General features: G+C 72.2%; 14 protein-coding genes. 2 read left to right on the top strand and 12 right to left on the bottom strand.

The genetic code is table 11. The features are described from left to right. From DQW06_RS06840 to DQW06_RS06860, 5 genes are all read right to left on the bottom strand, one after another. The coding region (locus DQW06_RS06840; RefSeq protein WP_117198162.1) for a DUF885 family protein at nucleotides 1-865 on the bottom strand (865 nt) is incomplete at its 3' end. 88 nt (nucleotides 866-953) lie between these two features. Next, entirely contained in the window at nucleotides 954-1,547 is a 594-nt protein-coding gene (locus DQW06_RS06845) for an ATP/GTP-binding protein (protein ID WP_013151867.1), read from the bottom strand. A 34-nt stretch (nucleotides 1,548-1,581) separates the two neighbouring features. Continuing rightward, entirely contained in the window at nucleotides 1,582-1,998 is a 417-nt protein-coding gene (locus tag DQW06_RS06850) for a DUF742 domain-containing protein (protein WP_223839293.1), read from the bottom strand. A 98-nt stretch (nucleotides 1,999-2,096) separates the two neighbouring features. Further along, a complete protein-coding gene (locus DQW06_RS06855) occupies nucleotides 2,097-2,498 on the bottom strand; it encodes a roadblock/LC7 domain-containing protein (protein WP_013151865.1) in 402 nt (133 codons plus the stop codon). A 232-nt stretch (nucleotides 2,499-2,730) separates the two neighbouring features. Continuing rightward, nucleotides 2,731-5,973 carry a nitrate- and nitrite sensing domain-containing protein gene (locus DQW06_RS06860; RefSeq protein WP_198048860.1) on the bottom strand — a complete coding sequence of 1,081 codons (3,243 nt, stop codon included), beginning with the start codon at nucleotides 5,971-5,973 and terminating at the stop codon, nucleotides 2,731-2,733. An 804-nt stretch (nucleotides 5,974-6,777) separates the two neighbouring features. Between DQW06_RS06860 and DQW06_RS06865 the strand changes: the two genes are divergently transcribed. Next, the gene (locus tag DQW06_RS06865; RefSeq protein ID WP_071623150.1) at nucleotides 6,778-7,860 is read left to right on the top strand and encodes a M15 family metallopeptidase; all 1,083 of its coding nucleotides are present in this window, start codon (nucleotides 6,778-6,780) and stop codon (nucleotides 7,858-7,860) included. A 171-nt stretch (nucleotides 7,861-8,031) separates the two neighbouring features. Here the strand turns inward: DQW06_RS06865 and DQW06_RS06870 are convergent, their stop codons facing one another. From DQW06_RS06870 to DQW06_RS06900, 7 genes are all read right to left on the bottom strand, one after another. Then, nucleotides 8,032-8,697, bottom strand: coding sequence for a hypothetical protein (locus tag DQW06_RS06870; RefSeq protein WP_013151862.1), 666 nt, complete (start codon nucleotides 8,695-8,697; stop codon nucleotides 8,032-8,034). 43 nt (nucleotides 8,698-8,740) lie between these two features. Continuing rightward, on the bottom strand, nucleotides 8,741-8,959 hold the full coding sequence (locus DQW06_RS06875) for a hypothetical protein (protein ID WP_013151861.1): 219 nt from the start codon (nucleotides 8,957-8,959) through the stop codon (nucleotides 8,741-8,743). A gap of 142 nt (nucleotides 8,960-9,101) precedes the next feature. Then, a complete protein-coding gene (locus DQW06_RS06880) occupies nucleotides 9,102-10,136 on the bottom strand; it encodes a LacI family DNA-binding transcriptional regulator (RefSeq protein WP_013151860.1) in 1,035 nt (344 codons plus the stop codon). Between the two features lie 212 nt (nucleotides 10,137-10,348). Beyond that, a complete protein-coding gene (locus tag DQW06_RS06885) occupies nucleotides 10,349-11,749 on the bottom strand; it encodes a GH1 family beta-glucosidase (RefSeq protein ID WP_013151859.1) in 1,401 nt (466 codons plus the stop codon). Between the two features lie 242 nt (nucleotides 11,750-11,991). Next, nucleotides 11,992-12,852 (bottom strand): MetQ/NlpA family ABC transporter substrate-binding protein, encoded by an 861-nt coding sequence (locus DQW06_RS06890; protein ID WP_013151858.1) that lies wholly within the window; start codon nucleotides 12,850-12,852, stop codon nucleotides 11,992-11,994. A 72-nt stretch (nucleotides 12,853-12,924) separates the two neighbouring features. Continuing rightward, nucleotides 12,925-13,665, bottom strand: coding sequence for a methionine ABC transporter permease (locus DQW06_RS06895; protein WP_013151857.1), 741 nt, complete (start codon nucleotides 13,663-13,665; stop codon nucleotides 12,925-12,927). Beyond that, nucleotides 13,662-14,618, bottom strand: coding sequence for a methionine ABC transporter ATP-binding protein (locus DQW06_RS06900; protein WP_041552331.1), 957 nt, complete (start codon nucleotides 14,616-14,618; stop codon nucleotides 13,662-13,664). The genes DQW06_RS06895 and DQW06_RS06900 overlap by 4 nt, the downstream gene beginning before the upstream one ends. Before the next feature lie 655 nt (nucleotides 14,619-15,273). Between DQW06_RS06900 and DQW06_RS06905 the strand changes: the two genes are divergently transcribed. Further along, the gene (locus tag DQW06_RS06905) at nucleotides 15,274-16,323 is read left to right on the top strand and encodes a hypothetical protein (protein ID WP_117198161.1); all 1,050 of its coding nucleotides are present in this window, start codon (nucleotides 15,274-15,276) and stop codon (nucleotides 16,321-16,323) included. Nucleotides 16,324-16,581: the final 258 nt, after the last annotated feature.

The raw sequence follows: 16,581 nt of genomic DNA on the forward strand, positions 1-16,581 counted from the left end.
TGCGGCCAGCTCGGCGAGCGCCTCGGCCACCCCCCTCCCGGCGGCGCGCCCCGCCCAGGTACTCGGCCGCCGTCTCGGCGATCGCCTCCTCCGTGGCCAGCAGGTCGCTCTCGGCGCGCACCAGCAGCGCCTCGGGCGAGAGCTCGGAGTCGAGGGTGTACCAGAGCTGGGCGGCGAAGTCGCGCTCGCCCAGACGGGGGTCGGCGGTGGCGGTCTCCAGACGGTCCCGCAGCCAGGCGGCGTGCTCCTCCACGGCGGCCAGGGCGGCCTCGCGGGCCGGTTCCAGGGCGGAGGGCGCTCCCTCGGCCGGGGCGGGCACGTCGGAGGTGAGCATGGCGCGGGCCCCGGCCGCCTGGGCCAGGGCCGTCTCCACGTGCACGCGGGGCATGCCGGGGCCCTCCGACAGGCGCGAGCGCGCGGTGGCGAGGTGGACGGGCAGGGCCGCGCAGCGCGCGGCGAGCGCCGACAGGCGTTCGGGGAGGGGCAGGACCTCACGCTCCACGAGGGCGTGCAGGGCCTCGCCCGGCGAGTACAGCAGCGGATCCCACGTGTGCGGGCGCAGTTCCGCGGTGTGCCACAGGTCGGCGCTGACGCGGGTCCGCAGCACCTCCAGGTCGACCCGGTCGCCGGCCGGGATGAGGTCGGGGTCGATCTCGTCCAGGGATCCGAGGGCGTCGGTGAGCACGGAGACGCGGCGCACGTCGGCCTCGGCCGAGTGGTCGGACAGACGGGAGGCGCCACGGGTGTCGCCCAGGTCCAGCGCCCACTCGGGGGCGTCGTGGAGCAGGGAGTCGAGCACGCGCTCGGCCACCTCGCGGAACCGCCGGGTCATCGCCTCTGGGTCGGGCTGGGAGGAAGAGCTCATGGCGCCATGATGCCAGCACGGACGCCCGGTTCCCGTCCGACGGGAACCGGGCCGTGCTCTGTGCGGGACCCCGGCCCGGGTGGCCCTCCTAGCGCCAGGAGCTCTGGCCGCCCGTGGAAGTGGGCTGTCCGGCCGCGCCCTCGGGGTCCCCCACCGTGATGGCGTGCTCGACGAGGGTGATGAGCGTCGACTTGGTGGAGGCCTTGTCACGGGCGTCCACCTGGACGATCGGGATCTCCGGGCTGAGCGTCAGCGCGTCCCGGACCTCGTCGGCCGCGTGGGGGTAGTAGCCGTCGAACCCGTTGATCCCCACGATGAAGGGCAGACGCGCCTCCTCGAAGTAGTCGATCGCGGGGAAGCAGTCCGCCAGACGGCGGGTGTCCACCAGGACGACGGCGCCGATGGCGCCCTTGACCAGGTCGTCCCACATGAACCAGAACCGGTGCTGTCCGGGGGTGCCGAACAGGTACAGGATCAGGTCGGAGTCGAGGGAGACGCGGCCGAAGTCCATCGCCACGGTGGTGGTCTGCTTGTCCGGCGTCTTTGCGAGGTCGTCCACCCCGACGCTGGCGCTGGTCATGACCGCCTCGGTGGTCAGCGGCACGATCTCGGAGACGGAGCCAACGAATGTCGTCTTCCCGACACCGAAGCCCCCGGCGACGACGATCTTGACCGACGTCATCGCGTTCCCCCCAGCACCGCCTTCCTCGGCTGGGCTAGAGCTTGCGAAGTCCACTGAGCACCCTTTCAAGCAGGTTGGTGTTGGGACGGGCGTCGTTGTTGAGCGAGGACCTGATCTGGACCAGTCCCTGCTCGGACATGTCCGCCACAAGCACCCGCGCCACACCGAGCGGCATCCGCAACAGCGCGGAGATCTCCGCCACGGAACGCCATTCCCGGCACAGGTCGCTGATCGCCTGCCATTCGGGCGTCAGCGTCCCAGACTCGTTGCGGGCCGCCGCGGTGGCCGAGATCAGGGCTTCCAGGGGAAGCTGCGACTTCGGCTTGGTGCGGCCCTTGGTCACCGCGTAGGGACGGACCAGAGAACTGGGCGCGCTCCCCGCAGCGGATCGTTGGTCGTATGGTTGTTGGATTGGTCGGGGAACATCTCCGCCGCCCGGAACCGCCGGCATTCCCCCCGTGGGGGGACCGCTCGGCTGTTGTCCGAACCACGAGGCGCTCCCGGCATCTCTACTGTGAGGTGCCACCACTTCCTCCTGTCGGTGGTGGTTCAGTGGATTCCCGAGGTGCGCGCCGTTGGTGTCAGCGCCCGCCCCGCCCGCTCGACGAGCAGGGTCATCTCGTACGCGACCAGACCCAGGTCGCTCTCAGCCGACGCCAGGACCGCCAGGCAGGAGCCGTCGCTGATGGCCATGATGAGCATCAGCCCCCGCTCCATCTCCACGACGGTCTGGGCGACCGCTCCACCCTCGAACACCCGGGCAGCACCCTGCGTCAGGCTCGACAGACCGGAGGCGATGGCCGCCAGCTGGTCGGCCCGGTCCGCTGGGAAGCCCGCCGACGAGGCCAACGGAAGGCCGTCAGAGGAGACGACGATCGCGTGGGCGACATCGGGGACACGGTCGGCAAAGTCAGTGATCAACCAGTTGAGTTCATTCACCTGTCGACTCATCTGATCTCCTGTCCAGTTTCGCCGGCTGGTCTCTGGGCACTGCTACCGCCGGCACGGCATGTGACAGCACTGCCTCTACGAACTGCCCGGCCCCTCCCGTGGGGGTGGCCGGGAGTCTGGTGTTCTGCTCTCGTCGAGCTGTGGGTAAGACGCGTCCGAGAAGCTCGGTAGATGCTATTGCATCCAGCCCCCGGGATTAAGGGGGACCCCGTCCCGCCAGGTTCCACTGAGGTCACCCCTCCGTCGAGCCTTCCCCGAGTCGGTCCCGTCCCTCGCGGACGCCCTTCTGGAAGCCGGAGAAGCGGTTGCGGACGCGGTCCGCGCTGCGCGTGGGCATCTGCTTGAAGTTCTCCGGCTTGGGCGCCGTCCCCGGAACAAGGTTTGCCTTGGGAACGCGTTTTGGCAAGCCCGAGGGGGTCAGTCCGTCCGCCTTGGGCTCCGCCGCGGTCCGCGCGGCCTTCCAGCCGCGGTCGGCCTCGGAGGTCCACTCCTGGGTGGAGCGGGGGGCCTGGTCGGTGCTGGCCGGGGAGCGCTGCTCCTGGGCCGCCGGGACCTGCTGGATCGGGCCGGTCTCGGTCGTGTCCACCGTGGGGCCGCCGGTGCGGCGCTTGAACCAGTTGGACTCGATCGCGTCGAAGATCGGCAGCGAGTCGCTCTCCTCACCCGACGGGGTGGGAGGCACGACGGTGTTGTTCGGCCCCTGGGCGCCACCGTAGCGGCGGGAGAGGTAGGCGGTCGAGCCGTACCCCTCGCGGGAGTCGATACCGCCGGAGCGCCAGTTCCCGCCGTCCTGGGACGAGGGGATCGCCGGGAAGGTCTCGGTGTTGTCGTCGCGCTCGCGGGCCGCGGGGCGCTCGTGGGCGCCCATGTCGCGGCCGCCGAACGCGTGGCCCGAGCCGTTGCCGGAGAAGGCCCCGTTGCCCGCGGACGCGCCGTTGTCGGCGGGGGCTCCGGTGTGGCCGCCCGACTGCGCGCCGGCGCCGCCGAACGCGTCGTAGGACTCGTTCGCCGTGGAACGGAACGCGCCGGTGTCGGGTCGGCGGAACTCGCCCGTGTCGCCGGTGGGACGGCGGAAGGACCCCGTGTCGGAGGGCCTGCTGAAGGACCCGGTGTCCGTCGAGCGGCCCACGGAGCCGCCGCCGAAGGAGTCGCCGCGGGGGCTCGGGTCGAAGAAGTTGCGTCCGCCGGTCTCGGGCTGCGGGCGCTGGGGCTCGTCGTCCTCGGAGGCGTCGTAGGGGTCGACCACGGGCCGGCCGTTGGCTCCGCCGGAGGGGGAGCCGGTGGTCCCGGCTCCCCTGGTGGTGTCCCACACCGAACCGGTGCCGGTGTTGCCCCACAGGTCCTGGCCGCTGGGCGGGTGCTCCTCGGTGTGGGAGCCGGTGGTCTGGCGCCTGGGCAGGCCGCCCAGGTCGCCCGGGACGCTGCCGCTCTCCTGGGTCTGCCAGGGGTCGTTCGGCTCGACGGGCGCCGGGGTGGAGGCGAAGGCCGCCTCGGCGTCGGCGTAGGTGTTGGGCGCACCCGAGGTGAGCTCGGGACGGCTGTCCGCGCCGCCCAGGGCGTGCTGGCCCTCGACCGGGGTGATCAGCAGGTCCGGCGGGAAGATGACGTGCGCGGTGGTCCCGCCGCCGTGCGCCTCCTCAAGGCGCAGCCTGACGCCGTGGCGGTGGGCCAGGCGCGAGACCACGAACAGGCCCATGCGGCGCGAGACCGCGACGTCGATGACCGGCGGGGCGGCCAGGCGGGCGTTGATCGCCGCCATGTCCTCGGGCGCCATGCCGATGCCGCTGTCGGTGACGTCGACCTGGACGCCGCCGTTGTCGAGGGTCTTGGCGCTGACCAGGACCTCGGTGTCGTGCGGGGAGAACGAGGTGGCGTTCTCCACCAGCTCGGCGACCAGGTGGATGACGTCGTTGACGGGGCGGCCGAGCACCGAGATGTGGGAGGGGGCGCGGACGTTGACGCGCTCGTACTGCTCGACCTCGGAGACGGCGCCGCGCAGGACGTCGACCAGCGGGACGGGCTGGGCCCACTTGCGGGTGTTGTCCTGGCCGGACAGGACCAGCAGGTTCTCGTTGTTGCGGCGCATGCGCGTGGCGAGGTGGTCCAGCTGGAACAGGTCGGAGAGGCGGTCCGCGTCCTGCTCGGACTGCTCCAGGCCGTCGATGAGGCGCAGCTGCCGTTCCACCAGGGTCTGGCTGCGGCGGGACAGGTTGACGAACATCGCGTTGACGTTGCTGCGCAGCGCGGCCTCGTCGGAGGCCAGGGTGAGCGCGACGCGGTGGACGTCGTCGAAGGCGCGGGCCACCTCGCCGATCTCGTCGTGCGTGTCGACCTCGATCGGGGTGACCTTGACGTTCTCGGGGACCGTCCCGGCCTCCTGCATCCGGTTGATCGCGTCGGGCAGGTCGCGCTCGGCGACCCGGCGCGCGCCGTCCTCCAGGGCGCGCAGGGGGCGCACCAGGGAGCGGACCACGAGGGAGGTGAGGACGAAGACCGCCAGGAGCACGCCCGCGACGACGAAGAGGTCGATCAGGGCGCGGCCCATGGCCTCGTCGCGCAGGGTGTTGGCGTCGGCCGCGATGCCCTCGGCGATGCCCTCCTCGACCGTCTGGAGGCGTCCCAGGGCCACGTCGGCGATCTCGCGGTAGTCCTCGGGGCCGTCGTTGGCGGTCACACCGGTGAGGTCGTCGCCGCGGTCGGCGCGGTACATCACGCGCATGCGCATCGTGGAGACCTGGCTGACCTCCAGACCGGTGAAGTTGTCGTCGAAGATCTGCCGCTGCTCCTCGGAGGCGGCCTGGACGAAGTTGGAGATCTCGCTCTCGTAGCGGGCGCGAGCGGAGTCGATGGCCTCGGCGATACCGCCGGTCATCGTGTTGCGGGCCAGGGAGTGGCCCATCAGCGCGGTCTCGTAGGAGAGCTGGTCCCGGGCGGTGGAGAGCGCGGTCAGCGTGCGCACGCTCTCGCGCAGGTCGGTGTCGCCGGTCTCGTCCGCCATCGTCTGGTTGAACTCGGCCAGCGAGCGGGTGATCGTGCGGTACTTGGTGACCACCGGCAGGACGGTGATACGGGTCTCGTCGACCTCGGTGCGCAGGGCGTCCAGCGTGGAGAGCTGGCTGCGCATGCTGGACAGGCGGCTCGACGCGGTCTCGGTGTCCACCTCTCCCATGTCGTCCAGGCGGGCGGTGAGGGTCTGCTGGAGGTCGCGGGAGGCGTCGCGCTCCTCCTCCATCCGCTGGCGCAGCTCGTCCGAGCGCCGCGCGGGGTCGGCGTTGTCGGAGATGTAGACAGCGCTGGCGCTGCGCTCGTGGCCCAGCTGGTTGGCCAGCTCCACGATGAGGACGCCGACCTCGGCGCGGTCCTGGATGTGCGCGTGGGTGACGGTGGAGACCGCCGCCTCGTAGACCCGCAGGCCGCCGAGTGCCAGGGCTACCGCGGTGGGGATGACGATGAGGGCCACCAGTCGGGAGCGCACCCGCCAGTTACGTGGCCGCCACCAGTCGGCTCTGCGCTTGGGCGTGGCATCGGCATGTTCGGCCTGCGCTGCCTCGCTCTGCGCGCCGGCCCCGTTTTTCGTCGCTCGTGTCGACACGGACCCTCGCAACCTTTCGTGTCACCGCTTCGGGCGGCTGGTTGGACCCCAGGGTTGACCGCTCCAACCGAAGGCTCTTCGGGGAAATCGGTACAGACCAGGTGGTCCGCCGAGCCGGAAGCGGCGGGAATGTGGGGAGATGTGAAGACTGTCCGCTGGACTCGCCTGGGATGAGAGGAGCCGCGCACCCGAAGATCTCCGTAGGTGCGCGTGCGGTGGATAGCGTACCAATGGGCGCGAAGGACTCGCTTCGGCCGTTTGACGGCGATCGGTGGGATCTTCTTCCCTCGACCGGTACATAATGCCCGCCATTGTCGGCATTATGGCCGATGCACCAGGTCAGGGATAGCGTCCGAAACCACCCCGGGACTGAGGTAACTTTTTGGACACACCGCCAGCTTCCCCACCAACACCCCACCGACATGACATCGTGACAAGACGGTAGACGCAGGTCCCGGGGAGGAAGCGGAAATGCGTACCTCGTCATGTCCTGGATCACACACTCTCGGTGACAAAACGAAAACGGAGGGTCCCGCTCACGGGAAAACCCGCGGACCCTCCGTACGCGCCTTTTCGGTCAGTACCGCGCTCCCGGCCGGCCTCGCGGTGCTGCTCTGCCTCTCCACCGCCGCGCCCGGCGCCGCCTCCGACGGCGACGCGTCGGGGAGCGCGCTGGGGAGCGTTCGGGTGGAACTGGCCGCGCTGCGCGCGGGCATGGAGACCCTGCGCCAGGAGGCGTCGGAGAAGATCGAGCACTACGAGGCCGAGCGCGAACGCCTCACCGAGCTGACCGAGCGCAGCCGCGAGGCGCAGGAGCGCGCGGGGGAGGCCGACGAGCGCGGCGAGACGGCCCGCCTGGCCGCCGCCCGGCAGGCCGCCACCGCCTACAAGGGCGGCGAGCTGGGCATGGTCAACGCCTGGGCCGGACCCGAGGGGCCCACCGGGATGCTCGAACGGGGCGCCTACCTCACCCTGCTCGGTTCGCACCGGGAGGCCGACGTGGGCCGCGCCGAGGCCGCTCGGGTGGCCACCGACACCCTCGCCGGGATCGCCGAGACCGCGCGGACGGAGCAGGCCGAGGCGGTCGAGGACGCCAGGAGCGCCCGGGAGGACGCGGTGGAGGCCGTGGCCGACCAGGAGGCGGCACTGGAGGAGTTGCTGGAGGAGCAGACCCGGCTGGAGGCCCGGCTCGCGGAGGTGCGCGACGCCGAGGCCGCCGAGAGGCGCCGTGAGGAGGCCCTGCGCGACGCGCGGGCGGCGAACTCCTCCGGGGGGTCGGCGGAGTCCGCCGTCACCGCCGTTTCGGCGGAGGAGCAGGAGGGCGGGGAGGAGGCTCCGTCCGCGGAGGGCGCCGACCGGGGTTGCACCGGGGGCGTCGCGACCGCTCACGCCAACGGGCGGATCCCGGAGTCGGTGCTGTGCCCCCTGCCCCAGCCCGGCGAGCGGCTGCGCGCCGACGCGGCCGAGGCCTTCATCGAACTCGACGGGGACTACCGTGAGGCGTTCGGACGGCCGATGTGCGTGGCCGACTCCTACCGGCCCTACCACGAGCAGGTGCGCCTGTTCCAGGAGATGGTGCCCGGTATGGCCGCCCGGCCCGGCACCAGCCAGCACGGCCTGGGTCTGGCCGTGGACCTGTGCGGCGGCGTGAACCGACTCGGCACCGCCGAGCACCAGTGGATGCTGGCCCACGCGCCCGACCACGGTTGGCACAACCCGCCCTGGGCCCGGGGCGGCTTCGAACCCTGGCACTGGGAGTTCACGCCGTAGCGCCTGACCACCAGGGTGCGCCGGGGCCCGCCCCTTCCGCCGGGATCCCGTACCCGTGGCGGGCTCCGGACGCCGACCACGGCCACCGGTACGGGATCACCGCGGGTCGGGACTGCCGTGACACGCCAACAGCGTTTCTGGCCGGCCCACCGGGGAGCGCCGCGGTCGCGGTCAGACCTGGGAGCCGACCCGGACCTCGAAGGTGCCCAGGACGTCGGCGTCCACGAACAGCTCGTCGTCGGTCTCCAGCGGCGGTGTCGCCACCGGCAGCAGCGCGCGCACCCGCCCGGGGCCCGACACCAGCCACTCGTGCGCGGGGTCGGCCAGGCCCCGGCCCAGCTCCCCCTCCTCCACCGAGGCGCTCACGTTCAGCGGCTCCCCGGGCACCTCGTCGGCGGTGGTCAGCACCGGTCCCAGGGTCAGCTGCACCGGCTGCCCCTCGCCGTCCAACCACAGGCAGGCGGGCGTGTAGGCGCTCACCGACGCCCCTCCCCCGGCGACGGCGGCCACGCCCACGCGGGCCGAACTCGCCCGGGGCGGCACGGCGTCGTCCGAGCCCCGCACCAGTTCCGGGGGGATCCGCCAGACGTCGTCGCCCGCCCGGACCGGCACCGGCTCGGCGGGGACCAGCGGGGCGCACATGCGCGCCTCCGGCTCGACGATGATCTCGATCGGCGCGGCGACGGCGCGTTCGTGGGCCCCGGCCAGGGCGTCGCCACCCGCCTCCAGCAGGTCGGCGAGGCGGACGGGGTCGGGGCTGCCCAGCACGTCGCCGTCGTCCAGGGCTCCGACGCGCTCGCTGCCGCCGCTCGGCGACAGGTAGGTCACCCAGCGCATGTGCTTCTCCTTGTCCACCGCGGAAGGGGCGTCGCGCCCCCGCTCAGAGGACGGCGGTGGGACTGTGCTCCTTGCCCGTGCCCGCGCACCCGCGGCAGGGCTCGTCGACGCGCAGCCAGACGATCACCCCGCTGCCGTCGCGGTGCGGCCGCTCGGGTCGCCACCAGCCCGTGCCGGAGCAGAACCGGCACTCGACGCCGTCCCGCTCGCACCATCCGCACGAGGAAATCGCACACCTGCTGTGTGTCGGTTCCCGCTCCATGCGCTCCCACCGTCTCCCGCGAAATCGCGACCAGCCTTGCACAGTCACCGCGCCGCGTCCACCCGGGAGGGCGTGAACGGGCGGGTCAGAGCGCTGCGGGAGGGTGCGCGCGGGCCCCGGCGGCTCCGGGAGGCCCCGCGGCTCAGCCGGACTCGCGCACGACCAGGTGGGTGCCGAGCATGACGGTCTCGGCCTCCGTCGTGCGGGGGATCGCCACGTCCACCAGCAGCCGCGCCATCTCCTGCCCCATCTGCACCGTGGGCTGGTGGATGGTGGTCAGCGGCGGGTCGCTGTGCTGGGCCATGACGGTGTCGTCGTAACCCACCAGGGCCACGTCCTCAGGAACTCTCAGGCCGCGTGCGCGCAGCACCCGCAGCCCGCCGAGCGCCATCATGTCGGAGGCCGCGAACACCGCGTCGGGCTCCAGCCCGGTGCCCAGGAGCCGCTCCATCGCCTCGGCTCCCCCCTCCACGCTGAAGTCGCCCTGCACGACGAGCCTGTCGTCCACCTCCAGTCCGGCGGCGGCCATGACCTCGCGGTAGCCGCGCAGGCGCTCCACACCGGCGTTCATGTCCAGGGGGCCGGTGATGGCGGCCACCCGTCGGCATCCGCGCTCCAGGAGGTGGCGGATGGCCATCCGGGCCCCGCCGATGTTGTCGATGTCGACGCAGTAGGGCGCGGGCTGTTCGGGCGAGTGCGGGCGACCGCCGTGGACGACCGGCACCCCGGCCTCGTCCAGACGGGCCGAGAGCGGATTGTCGCTGTGCAGGGAGATCAGCAGCGCGCCGTCCACGTGGAAGCCGCTGAGGTAGTCGCCCACGCGCTTGTGCTCGGCCTCGGTCCGGGCCGTGGTGAGCATGAGCTGCAGGTCGCGCTCGTGCAGGACCGAGCTCACTCCGCGGATGATGTCGGCGAAGAAGGGGTCGGAGAACAGCCGGTCCCGGGGCTCGGAGACGACCAGCGCGATCGTGTCGGTGCGCCTGGTGACCAGGGTGCGCGCGGCCTGGTTCGGGCTGTAGCCGAGTTCGGCGATCGCGGCGTGCACGGCCTCCCGGGTGCGGGGGCTCACCTGCGCGGACCCGTTGATCACCCGCGAGACGGTCCCTCGTCCGACCCCGGCGCGCTGCGCCACCATCTCCAGGGTCGGACGCTTCCGACCAGCACCGGTCTTGGCCACTTCGAGGCTCCCTCTGGGATCGTGTCCCGCCGTCCCGGGGGCTGCTTCCCCGGGGCGGCGGCGTGTGCGACGGGCATCCACGGTCATACCCGCCCGGAACGACTGTGTGGGGTGCCCCTTGGGACACCCCACGGTCCTTCCGCGGTCCGGCGCAATCCAGGACGTGCTCGGCGGGGCGCCCGCCACGCGGCGGGCGGCGTCCGCCGGACGCGTTACTGGCGCTCGGGGAACTGCCCCGTCTTGGCCAGTTCGGCGTACCAGTGACCGCTGTCCTTGATGATCCTGCGCTGCGTCTCGTAGTCGACGTGCACGATGCCGAACCGGCGGGAGTACCCCCACGCCCACTCGAAATTATCCAGGAGCGACCAGGCGAAGTAACCCCGCAGGGGCACTCCGGCCAGGACGGCCTCCTTGGCCGCCCTCAGGTGGCCCTCGTAGTAGTCGATCCGGTCGGTGTCGTTGACCTCGCCGGCCTCGGTGACGGTGTCCTCGAAGGCGCACCCGTTCTCGGTGACGTAGAGGTCGATGCCGCCGCTCTCCCCCGCCAGGCGGGAGAGCACGTCGTACAGGCCGGTGGGGTCGATCTCCCAGCCCATGTGCGTGACGGGCAGCCCCTGCGAGACGTGCACCTCCTCGGGCTCGGCGCCGAGCCACGCGCCGCCCTCGCCGCTGACCAGCGCGGGGTCCAGGCCCTTGGCCGAGGCGGCGACGAACTCGGGCGAGTAGTAGTTGACGCCCAGGAAGTCCAGGGGGGCGGAGGTGATCTCCAGGTCGCCGTCCTGGATGAAGGAGAAGTCGCTGACGCCGGCGAGGTCCTCCCTGACGTCCGCGGGGTAGCGGCCCTTGAGCAGGGGGTCGGTGAAGATGCGGTTGCGCACGCCGTCGGCGCGGCGGGCGGCGCGGGCGTCCGCGGCGCTGGGGCCGTGGGGCCGGATGACCGCCTGGTTGTGGGCGAGGCCCACCCGGGCGGGGTGGCCGGTGGAGCGGATCGCCTCGGCGGCCAGGCCGTGGCCCAGCAGCAGGTGGTGGGCGGCGGCCAGGGCCGCGGCCGGGTCCTTGTGGCCCGGCGCGTGGTGACCGTTCTCGTAGCCGAGGAAGGCCGAGCACCAGGGCTCGTTGATGGTCATCCAGTTGCTGACGCGGTCGCCGAGGGCCTCGGCCACGACCTGGGCGTAGTCGCGGAAGCGGTAGGCGGTGTCGCGGTGGGGCCAGCCCCCCGCGTCCTCCAGCGGCTGGGGCAGGTCCCAGTGGTAGAGGGTCGCCCAGGGCTGGATCCCGGCCGCCAGGAGGGTGTCCACCAAGCGGTCGTAGAAGTCGATCCCGGCCTGGTTCACGGCGCCGGTGCCCTCGGGGATGATCCGCGGCCAGGCGACGGAGAAGCGGTACGCGCCCAGGTTGAGCTGGGTCATGAGCGCGACGTCGTCGGCGTAGCGGTTGTAGTGGTCGTCGGCGGGGTCGCCGGTGTCTCCGCCCAGGACCTTGCCGGGCGTCTCGGCGAAGGTGTCCCAGATGCTGCGGCCGCGGCCGTCGGCGGTCGTGGCGCCTTCGATCTGGAACGAGGCGGTGGCCGCCCCCCAGAGGAAGCCCTCAGGGAAATCGTTGCGGTTGTTCACTGCTGGTGTACGCACCTTCCATGACGAGGGGACATCGTTTTGGGAGCGCTCCCATAAAAGAAACAGAGAAGTACCTTGATGTCAATCAACAGCCTTGTCACCGCAATCCAAACGTTACGGGCAGGCGGTGACGGGGACGGTTCCGGAACGCCCCGCCCGGGCGTCCCGGAAGCGGCCCCGCGGCGCGGCCTCCGCGCGGCGAAACCCCGCGGTGCGGCCCGCGGAGCCGCCCGGGGCCGCCCTCAGTCGCCCTCCCCGCCGACGGGGACCACGACGCCCTCCCAGCGCTCCTCCATGAACGCGCGCACCTCGTCGCTGTGCAGGAGTTCGTCGAGCCGGGCGATCTCCTCGTCGCCGATGTCGTGCGTGGCCACCACCAGCCCGTTGGCGTAGGGGTTGTCCTCGGTCTCCTCCCAGGCCAGCACGTTGGCGGTGGAGACCAGGTCGGCCTCCAGGGCGTAGTTGCCGTTGACCACCGCCGCGTCCAGGTCCTGGAGCGAGCGCGGCAGCTGGGCGGCCTCCACCGGGGTGACCGTGACGTCGAGCGGGTTGTCCTCGATGTCGTCGACCGAGGGCGCCTCCTCGCCCGTGTCGGCCAGGGTGATGACGCCCTCGGTGTCGAGCAGGTCCAGGGCCCGGCCCATGTTGGAGGTGTCGTTGGGCACGCCGATCTGCGCGCCCTCGGGCAGGTCGGCCAGGTCGGTCAGCTCCTGCGAGTAGACGCCGAAGGCCTCCAGGTGCACGTCCGTCACGTAGCTCAGGTCCGCGTCCGGGTTGCCCTGGAGGTACTCCTCCAGGAACGGCCGCGTCTGGTAGTAGTTGGCGTGCAGTTCGCCCTCGGCCAGCGCCGCGTTGGGCTGGTTGTAGTCGGTGTACACGGACACGTCCAGGGCCAGCCCCGCGTCGGCCGCCAGGTTCTCGTCCACGAACTCCAGGATCTCGGCGTGCGGCATCGGCGTGGCGCCGATCCTCAGGACGGTCACGTCCTCCCCGCCGGTCTCCTCCCGGGCCCGTTCGCTGGGGCTGCCGCAGGCCGCCAGCAGGGCCGCCGCCGTCGCCGCGGCGGCGCCCCGCACCGCGCGCCTCCTCGCGTCCTCGGTCATCGCCGTCTCCCTCCGTGTCGCCGGGACAACTGGTGGGGGGAGGGGGTCGTCCTCTGTGTGTACCCCGTCGCGTCAGCGCCGCGCCAGGCGGCGCACCAGCAGGTCGCCCAGGCTCTGCGCGATCTGCACGATGACGATGAGCAGGATGACGGTGGCCCACAGGTAGTGGTCGTTGAAGCGCTGGTAGCCCTCGCGGATGGCCAGGTCGCCCAGGCCTCCGCCGCCGATGGCTCCGGCCATCGCCGAGTAGGAGATGAGGGTGACCACGGTCATCACCAGGCCCGCGATGAGGCCGGGCATGGCCTCGGGCAGCATCACCTTGCCCACGATGGTGACGCGGCGGGTGCCCATGGCGTGCGCGGCCTCCACGACCCCGCGGTCCACCTCGCGCAGGGAGGTCTCCACCAGGCGGGCGAAGAAGGGGATCGCGCCGATGCTCAGGGGTACGATCGCGGCCGTGGGGCCCAGGGTGGTGCCCACCAGCAGGCGGGTCAGGGAGAGCACGGCCACCATCAGGACGATGAACGGCAGGGAGCGGCCGATGTTGACGACGGCGCTGAGCACGGCGCGCACGGCGGGGGCGGGGATGAGCCCTCCCCGGTCGGTGGCCACCAGCAGCACGCCCAGCGGCAGGCCGAACAGGACGCTGACGACGGTGGCCCACCACACCATGTAGACGGTGTCCAGGGTGCCCAGCCACAGGTCGGGCCACATCGCGGGCCAGGCCTGGACGAACGCGACGACGGCGTCCCAGGGTCCGGCCGCCCCGGTGGCGGCGGCCAGGTGCAGGACGTCGGCGGGGTTGGTGCTCACTTGCGGGCCTCCTCGACCAGCAGGCCGTGCTCGGACAGGTAGGCGAGCGCCTGGTCGCGGCGGTCGCCGCGCAGGTCCACGCTCAGGCGGCCCACGGACTGCCCGGCGACCTCCTCCACGCCGCCGCCCAGGATGTTGACGTCCACGTCGAAGCGGCGGGTCAGCTCGGACATGAGCGGCTCGTCGAAGGAACGCGGGTAGGTGACGTAGACCGTGTCGGGTCCGCCGTGCGCGGGCAGCGGGAAGAGCGAGCGCGCCAGCAGCGAGCCGGGGGTGCCGATGAGGTCGAGCACCCGGCCCGACTCCAGGAACGCGCCGCTGTCCATGATCGCCGCGGAGTCGCAGATCCGCTTGATCACGTCCATCTCGTGGGTGATCAGCAGGATGGTCAGGCCCAGTTCGTCGCGCAGGCGGCGCAGCAGGGCGAGGATGGCGTCGGTGGTGGCCGGGTCGAGCGCGGAGGTGGCCTCGTCGCTGAGCAGCACCTTGGGGTCGGAGGCCAGCGCGCGGGCGATGCCCACCCGCTGCTTCTGGCCGCCGGAGAGCTGGGAGGGGTAGGCGCGCGCCTTGTCCCCCAGGCCCACGAGTTCGAGGAGTTCGCCCACGCGCCTCCTGCGGCGGGCGCGGTCGACGCCGGAGACCTCCATGGGGAAGGCCACGTTGCCCGCGACGGTGCGCGAGGACAGCAGGGCGAAGTGCTGGTGCACCATGCCGATGCGGCGGCGGGCGACCCGCAGCCGCGCGCCGCGCAGCGCGGTGAGCTCCTCGCCGTCGACCCGGACCGTTCCGGCGTCGGGGCGCTCCAGGAGGTTGACCGAGCGCAGCAGGGTGCTCTTGCCCGCGCCGCTCTGGCCGACCACACCGAAGATCTCGCCGGGCTCGACGTGCAGGTCGACCCCGTCCAGAGCGGTCACCCGGTGCTTCTTCAACCTGTAGGCCTTGTGGAGGCCCACTGCGTCAATCACGGTGTTCCCATCGACGTCTGGCGGTGGTGTGGCGCCCGGCGGGGATCCGGCGCGGGTCCGTCGCCCGCGTCCGAGCGTACGGAGCGCCCCGCGGGCGCGGGCGGCGGCGCGCCGGTGGTCGGGCGGGCGCCGGTGGCGGCGCGCCCGCGCGGGGCGGCCGGTCGGGGGACGCGCCGCTCCCGGCGGCGGTCTCCCCCTACTCCCCGGTGTCCGGGGGCTGAGGGCGGGTCCACGGGACCGGGCGGACACGACAGCGTCCGCCGGGCAGCGGAAGACACCGCTCGGCGGTGTCCGACCGCGTGGGAGCGGTGGTCGCTGGGTCGTGCACGGGAGCCTTCACGTTTCCTACTCAACCACGGGGAAAAGGGTCGGTTCACCCGATTTCGCTGTTCGCGCCGGGTTACCTCCACCACATCGGGGCTCCCGTGGCACGGTGGATTCGTCCCGTCCCTCCCGAATAACCGCGCGAGTGCCTACACTCATGACGGTCCCTTTACTCCCGCCCCCGGCTCACGGGTGTGCGCGGGAGGCCAGGGCCGAAGGCCGCTCCCGCGGCTGTCGGCCCCCTGGGGAAACAACGAGAAACAGCGCCCGCTCCGCTCCCGTGCCAGGGGGCCGCGCGGGCCCGAGGAGCGACCACACCGTGCAGCCCGACGACCTGAGCCGAGTGGACGAATTCGCCGACTTCTGGGCTCCCGACCCTCCCGAACTCAGCTGGCCGGACCGCGCCCGGGCCCTGGCGGGGTTCCTCGCCGCCGCGGCGCGCCCGGGCCGCGGGCGTGTGGCCGCGCTGGCGGTGGCCGTGCTGGGGAGCTTCCTGTTCGCGCCCCAGGGCACGGCGGTGGCGGCGCCGGTGCCCGCCGAGCCGGAGGACATGGGCGCCCTCCAGGATCGCGCGGAGGCCCTGAGCGAGGAGTTCAACGGCGAACTGCGCGACATGGAGGGCGTCATCCAGGAGGCCGAGCGCGCCGAGGAACGGGCCCAGAGCACCCGCGAGGACGTGGAGGAGGCGCGCGAGCAGGTGCGCGCCCTGGCGGTGGCCACCTACACCAGCAGCGGGATCGGCCTGTCCATGTCGCTGTTCGTCGAGGCCGACCCCGACGAGGTCATCGACCGCGCGGTGGTGATCAACTACCTGTCCACCAGCAACCAGGACAAGATCGACCAGCTCAGTGAGGCCCTGGAGCGCGACGAGACCGCGCAGCAGAACGCCGAGGAGCAGCTGGCCGCGGCCGAGGAGGACCTGGACGAGCTGGAGGGGCGCCGCGAGGAGGTCCAGGAGATGATCGCGGACCACCCCGTGCAGCCGATGGGCGGCCAGTACAACATCACCCCGCGCACCGAGCAGATGCGCGAGCTGATCATCGAGAAGTTCGGCGAGGGCACAGACGTGGGCGGCGTGGGCTGCTACCGGGAGGTCGGCGGCTGGGTGGTCGGCGAGCACCCCAAGGGCCGCGCCTGCGACTTCATGGTGGACCCCAACGGGAACACGCCCTCACAGGAGCAGATCGACCGCGGCTACGCGATCGCCGAGTGGGCCCAGGAGAACGCCGACCGCCTCGGCATCATGTACATCATCTACCGGCAGCAGATCTGGGACATCCGCCGTGGTGACGAGGGCTGGCGCGACATGGCCGACCGCGGCAGCATCACCGAGAACCACTTCGACCACGTGCACATCTCGATGTTCTGATCCGGCGGCGCCCGCGACGGACGCCCCATTACCCCGCGCGGGGCGCGACCGCGCGGGGAACGGCGTCACGATTGCGTCACGTGCGGGATGAGTTCCTGCACAACCGACACAAAACAGTGACGATTCACCCTGCTACCCCCGGTCTGACCTGCCCAGGGGACACCACTCACAGCTAGGATGCACACGTCCCGGCCCGGACCGAAGGACGCCTTCGGCTCCGCCCGGCCACCGCCCCCGGTGGCCGGTCCCCCGGTCCAC

This window comes from Nocardiopsis sp. TNDT3, from assembly GCF_003427465.1.
Classification (GTDB): Bacteria; Actinomycetota; Actinomycetes; order Streptosporangiales; family Streptosporangiaceae; genus Nocardiopsis; species Nocardiopsis dassonvillei.

What these genes read in the sequence shown, in the direction of transcription:
- DQW06_RS06875 (WP_013151861.1), bottom strand. Translation starts at nt 8,959, where the DNA reads ATGGAGCGGGAACCGACACACAGCAGGTGTGCGATTTCCTCGTGCGGA.
- DQW06_RS06845 (WP_013151867.1), bottom strand. Translation starts at nt 1,547, where the DNA reads ATGACGTCGGTCAAGATCGTCGTCGCCGGGGGCTTCGGTGTCGGGAAG.
- DQW06_RS06850 (WP_223839293.1), bottom strand. Translation starts at nt 1,998, where the DNA reads ATGCCGGCGGTTCCGGGCGGCGGAGATGTTCCCCGACCAATCCAACAA.
- DQW06_RS06870 (WP_013151862.1), bottom strand. Translation starts at nt 8,697, where the DNA reads ATGCGCTGGGTGACCTACCTGTCGCCGAGCGGCGGCAGCGAGCGCGTC.
- DQW06_RS06855 (WP_013151865.1), bottom strand. Translation starts at nt 2,498, where the DNA reads ATGAGTCGACAGGTGAATGAACTCAACTGGTTGATCACTGACTTTGCC.
- DQW06_RS06890 (WP_013151858.1), bottom strand. Translation starts at nt 12,852, where the DNA reads ATGACCGAGGACGCGAGGAGGCGCGCGGTGCGGGGCGCCGCCGCGGCG.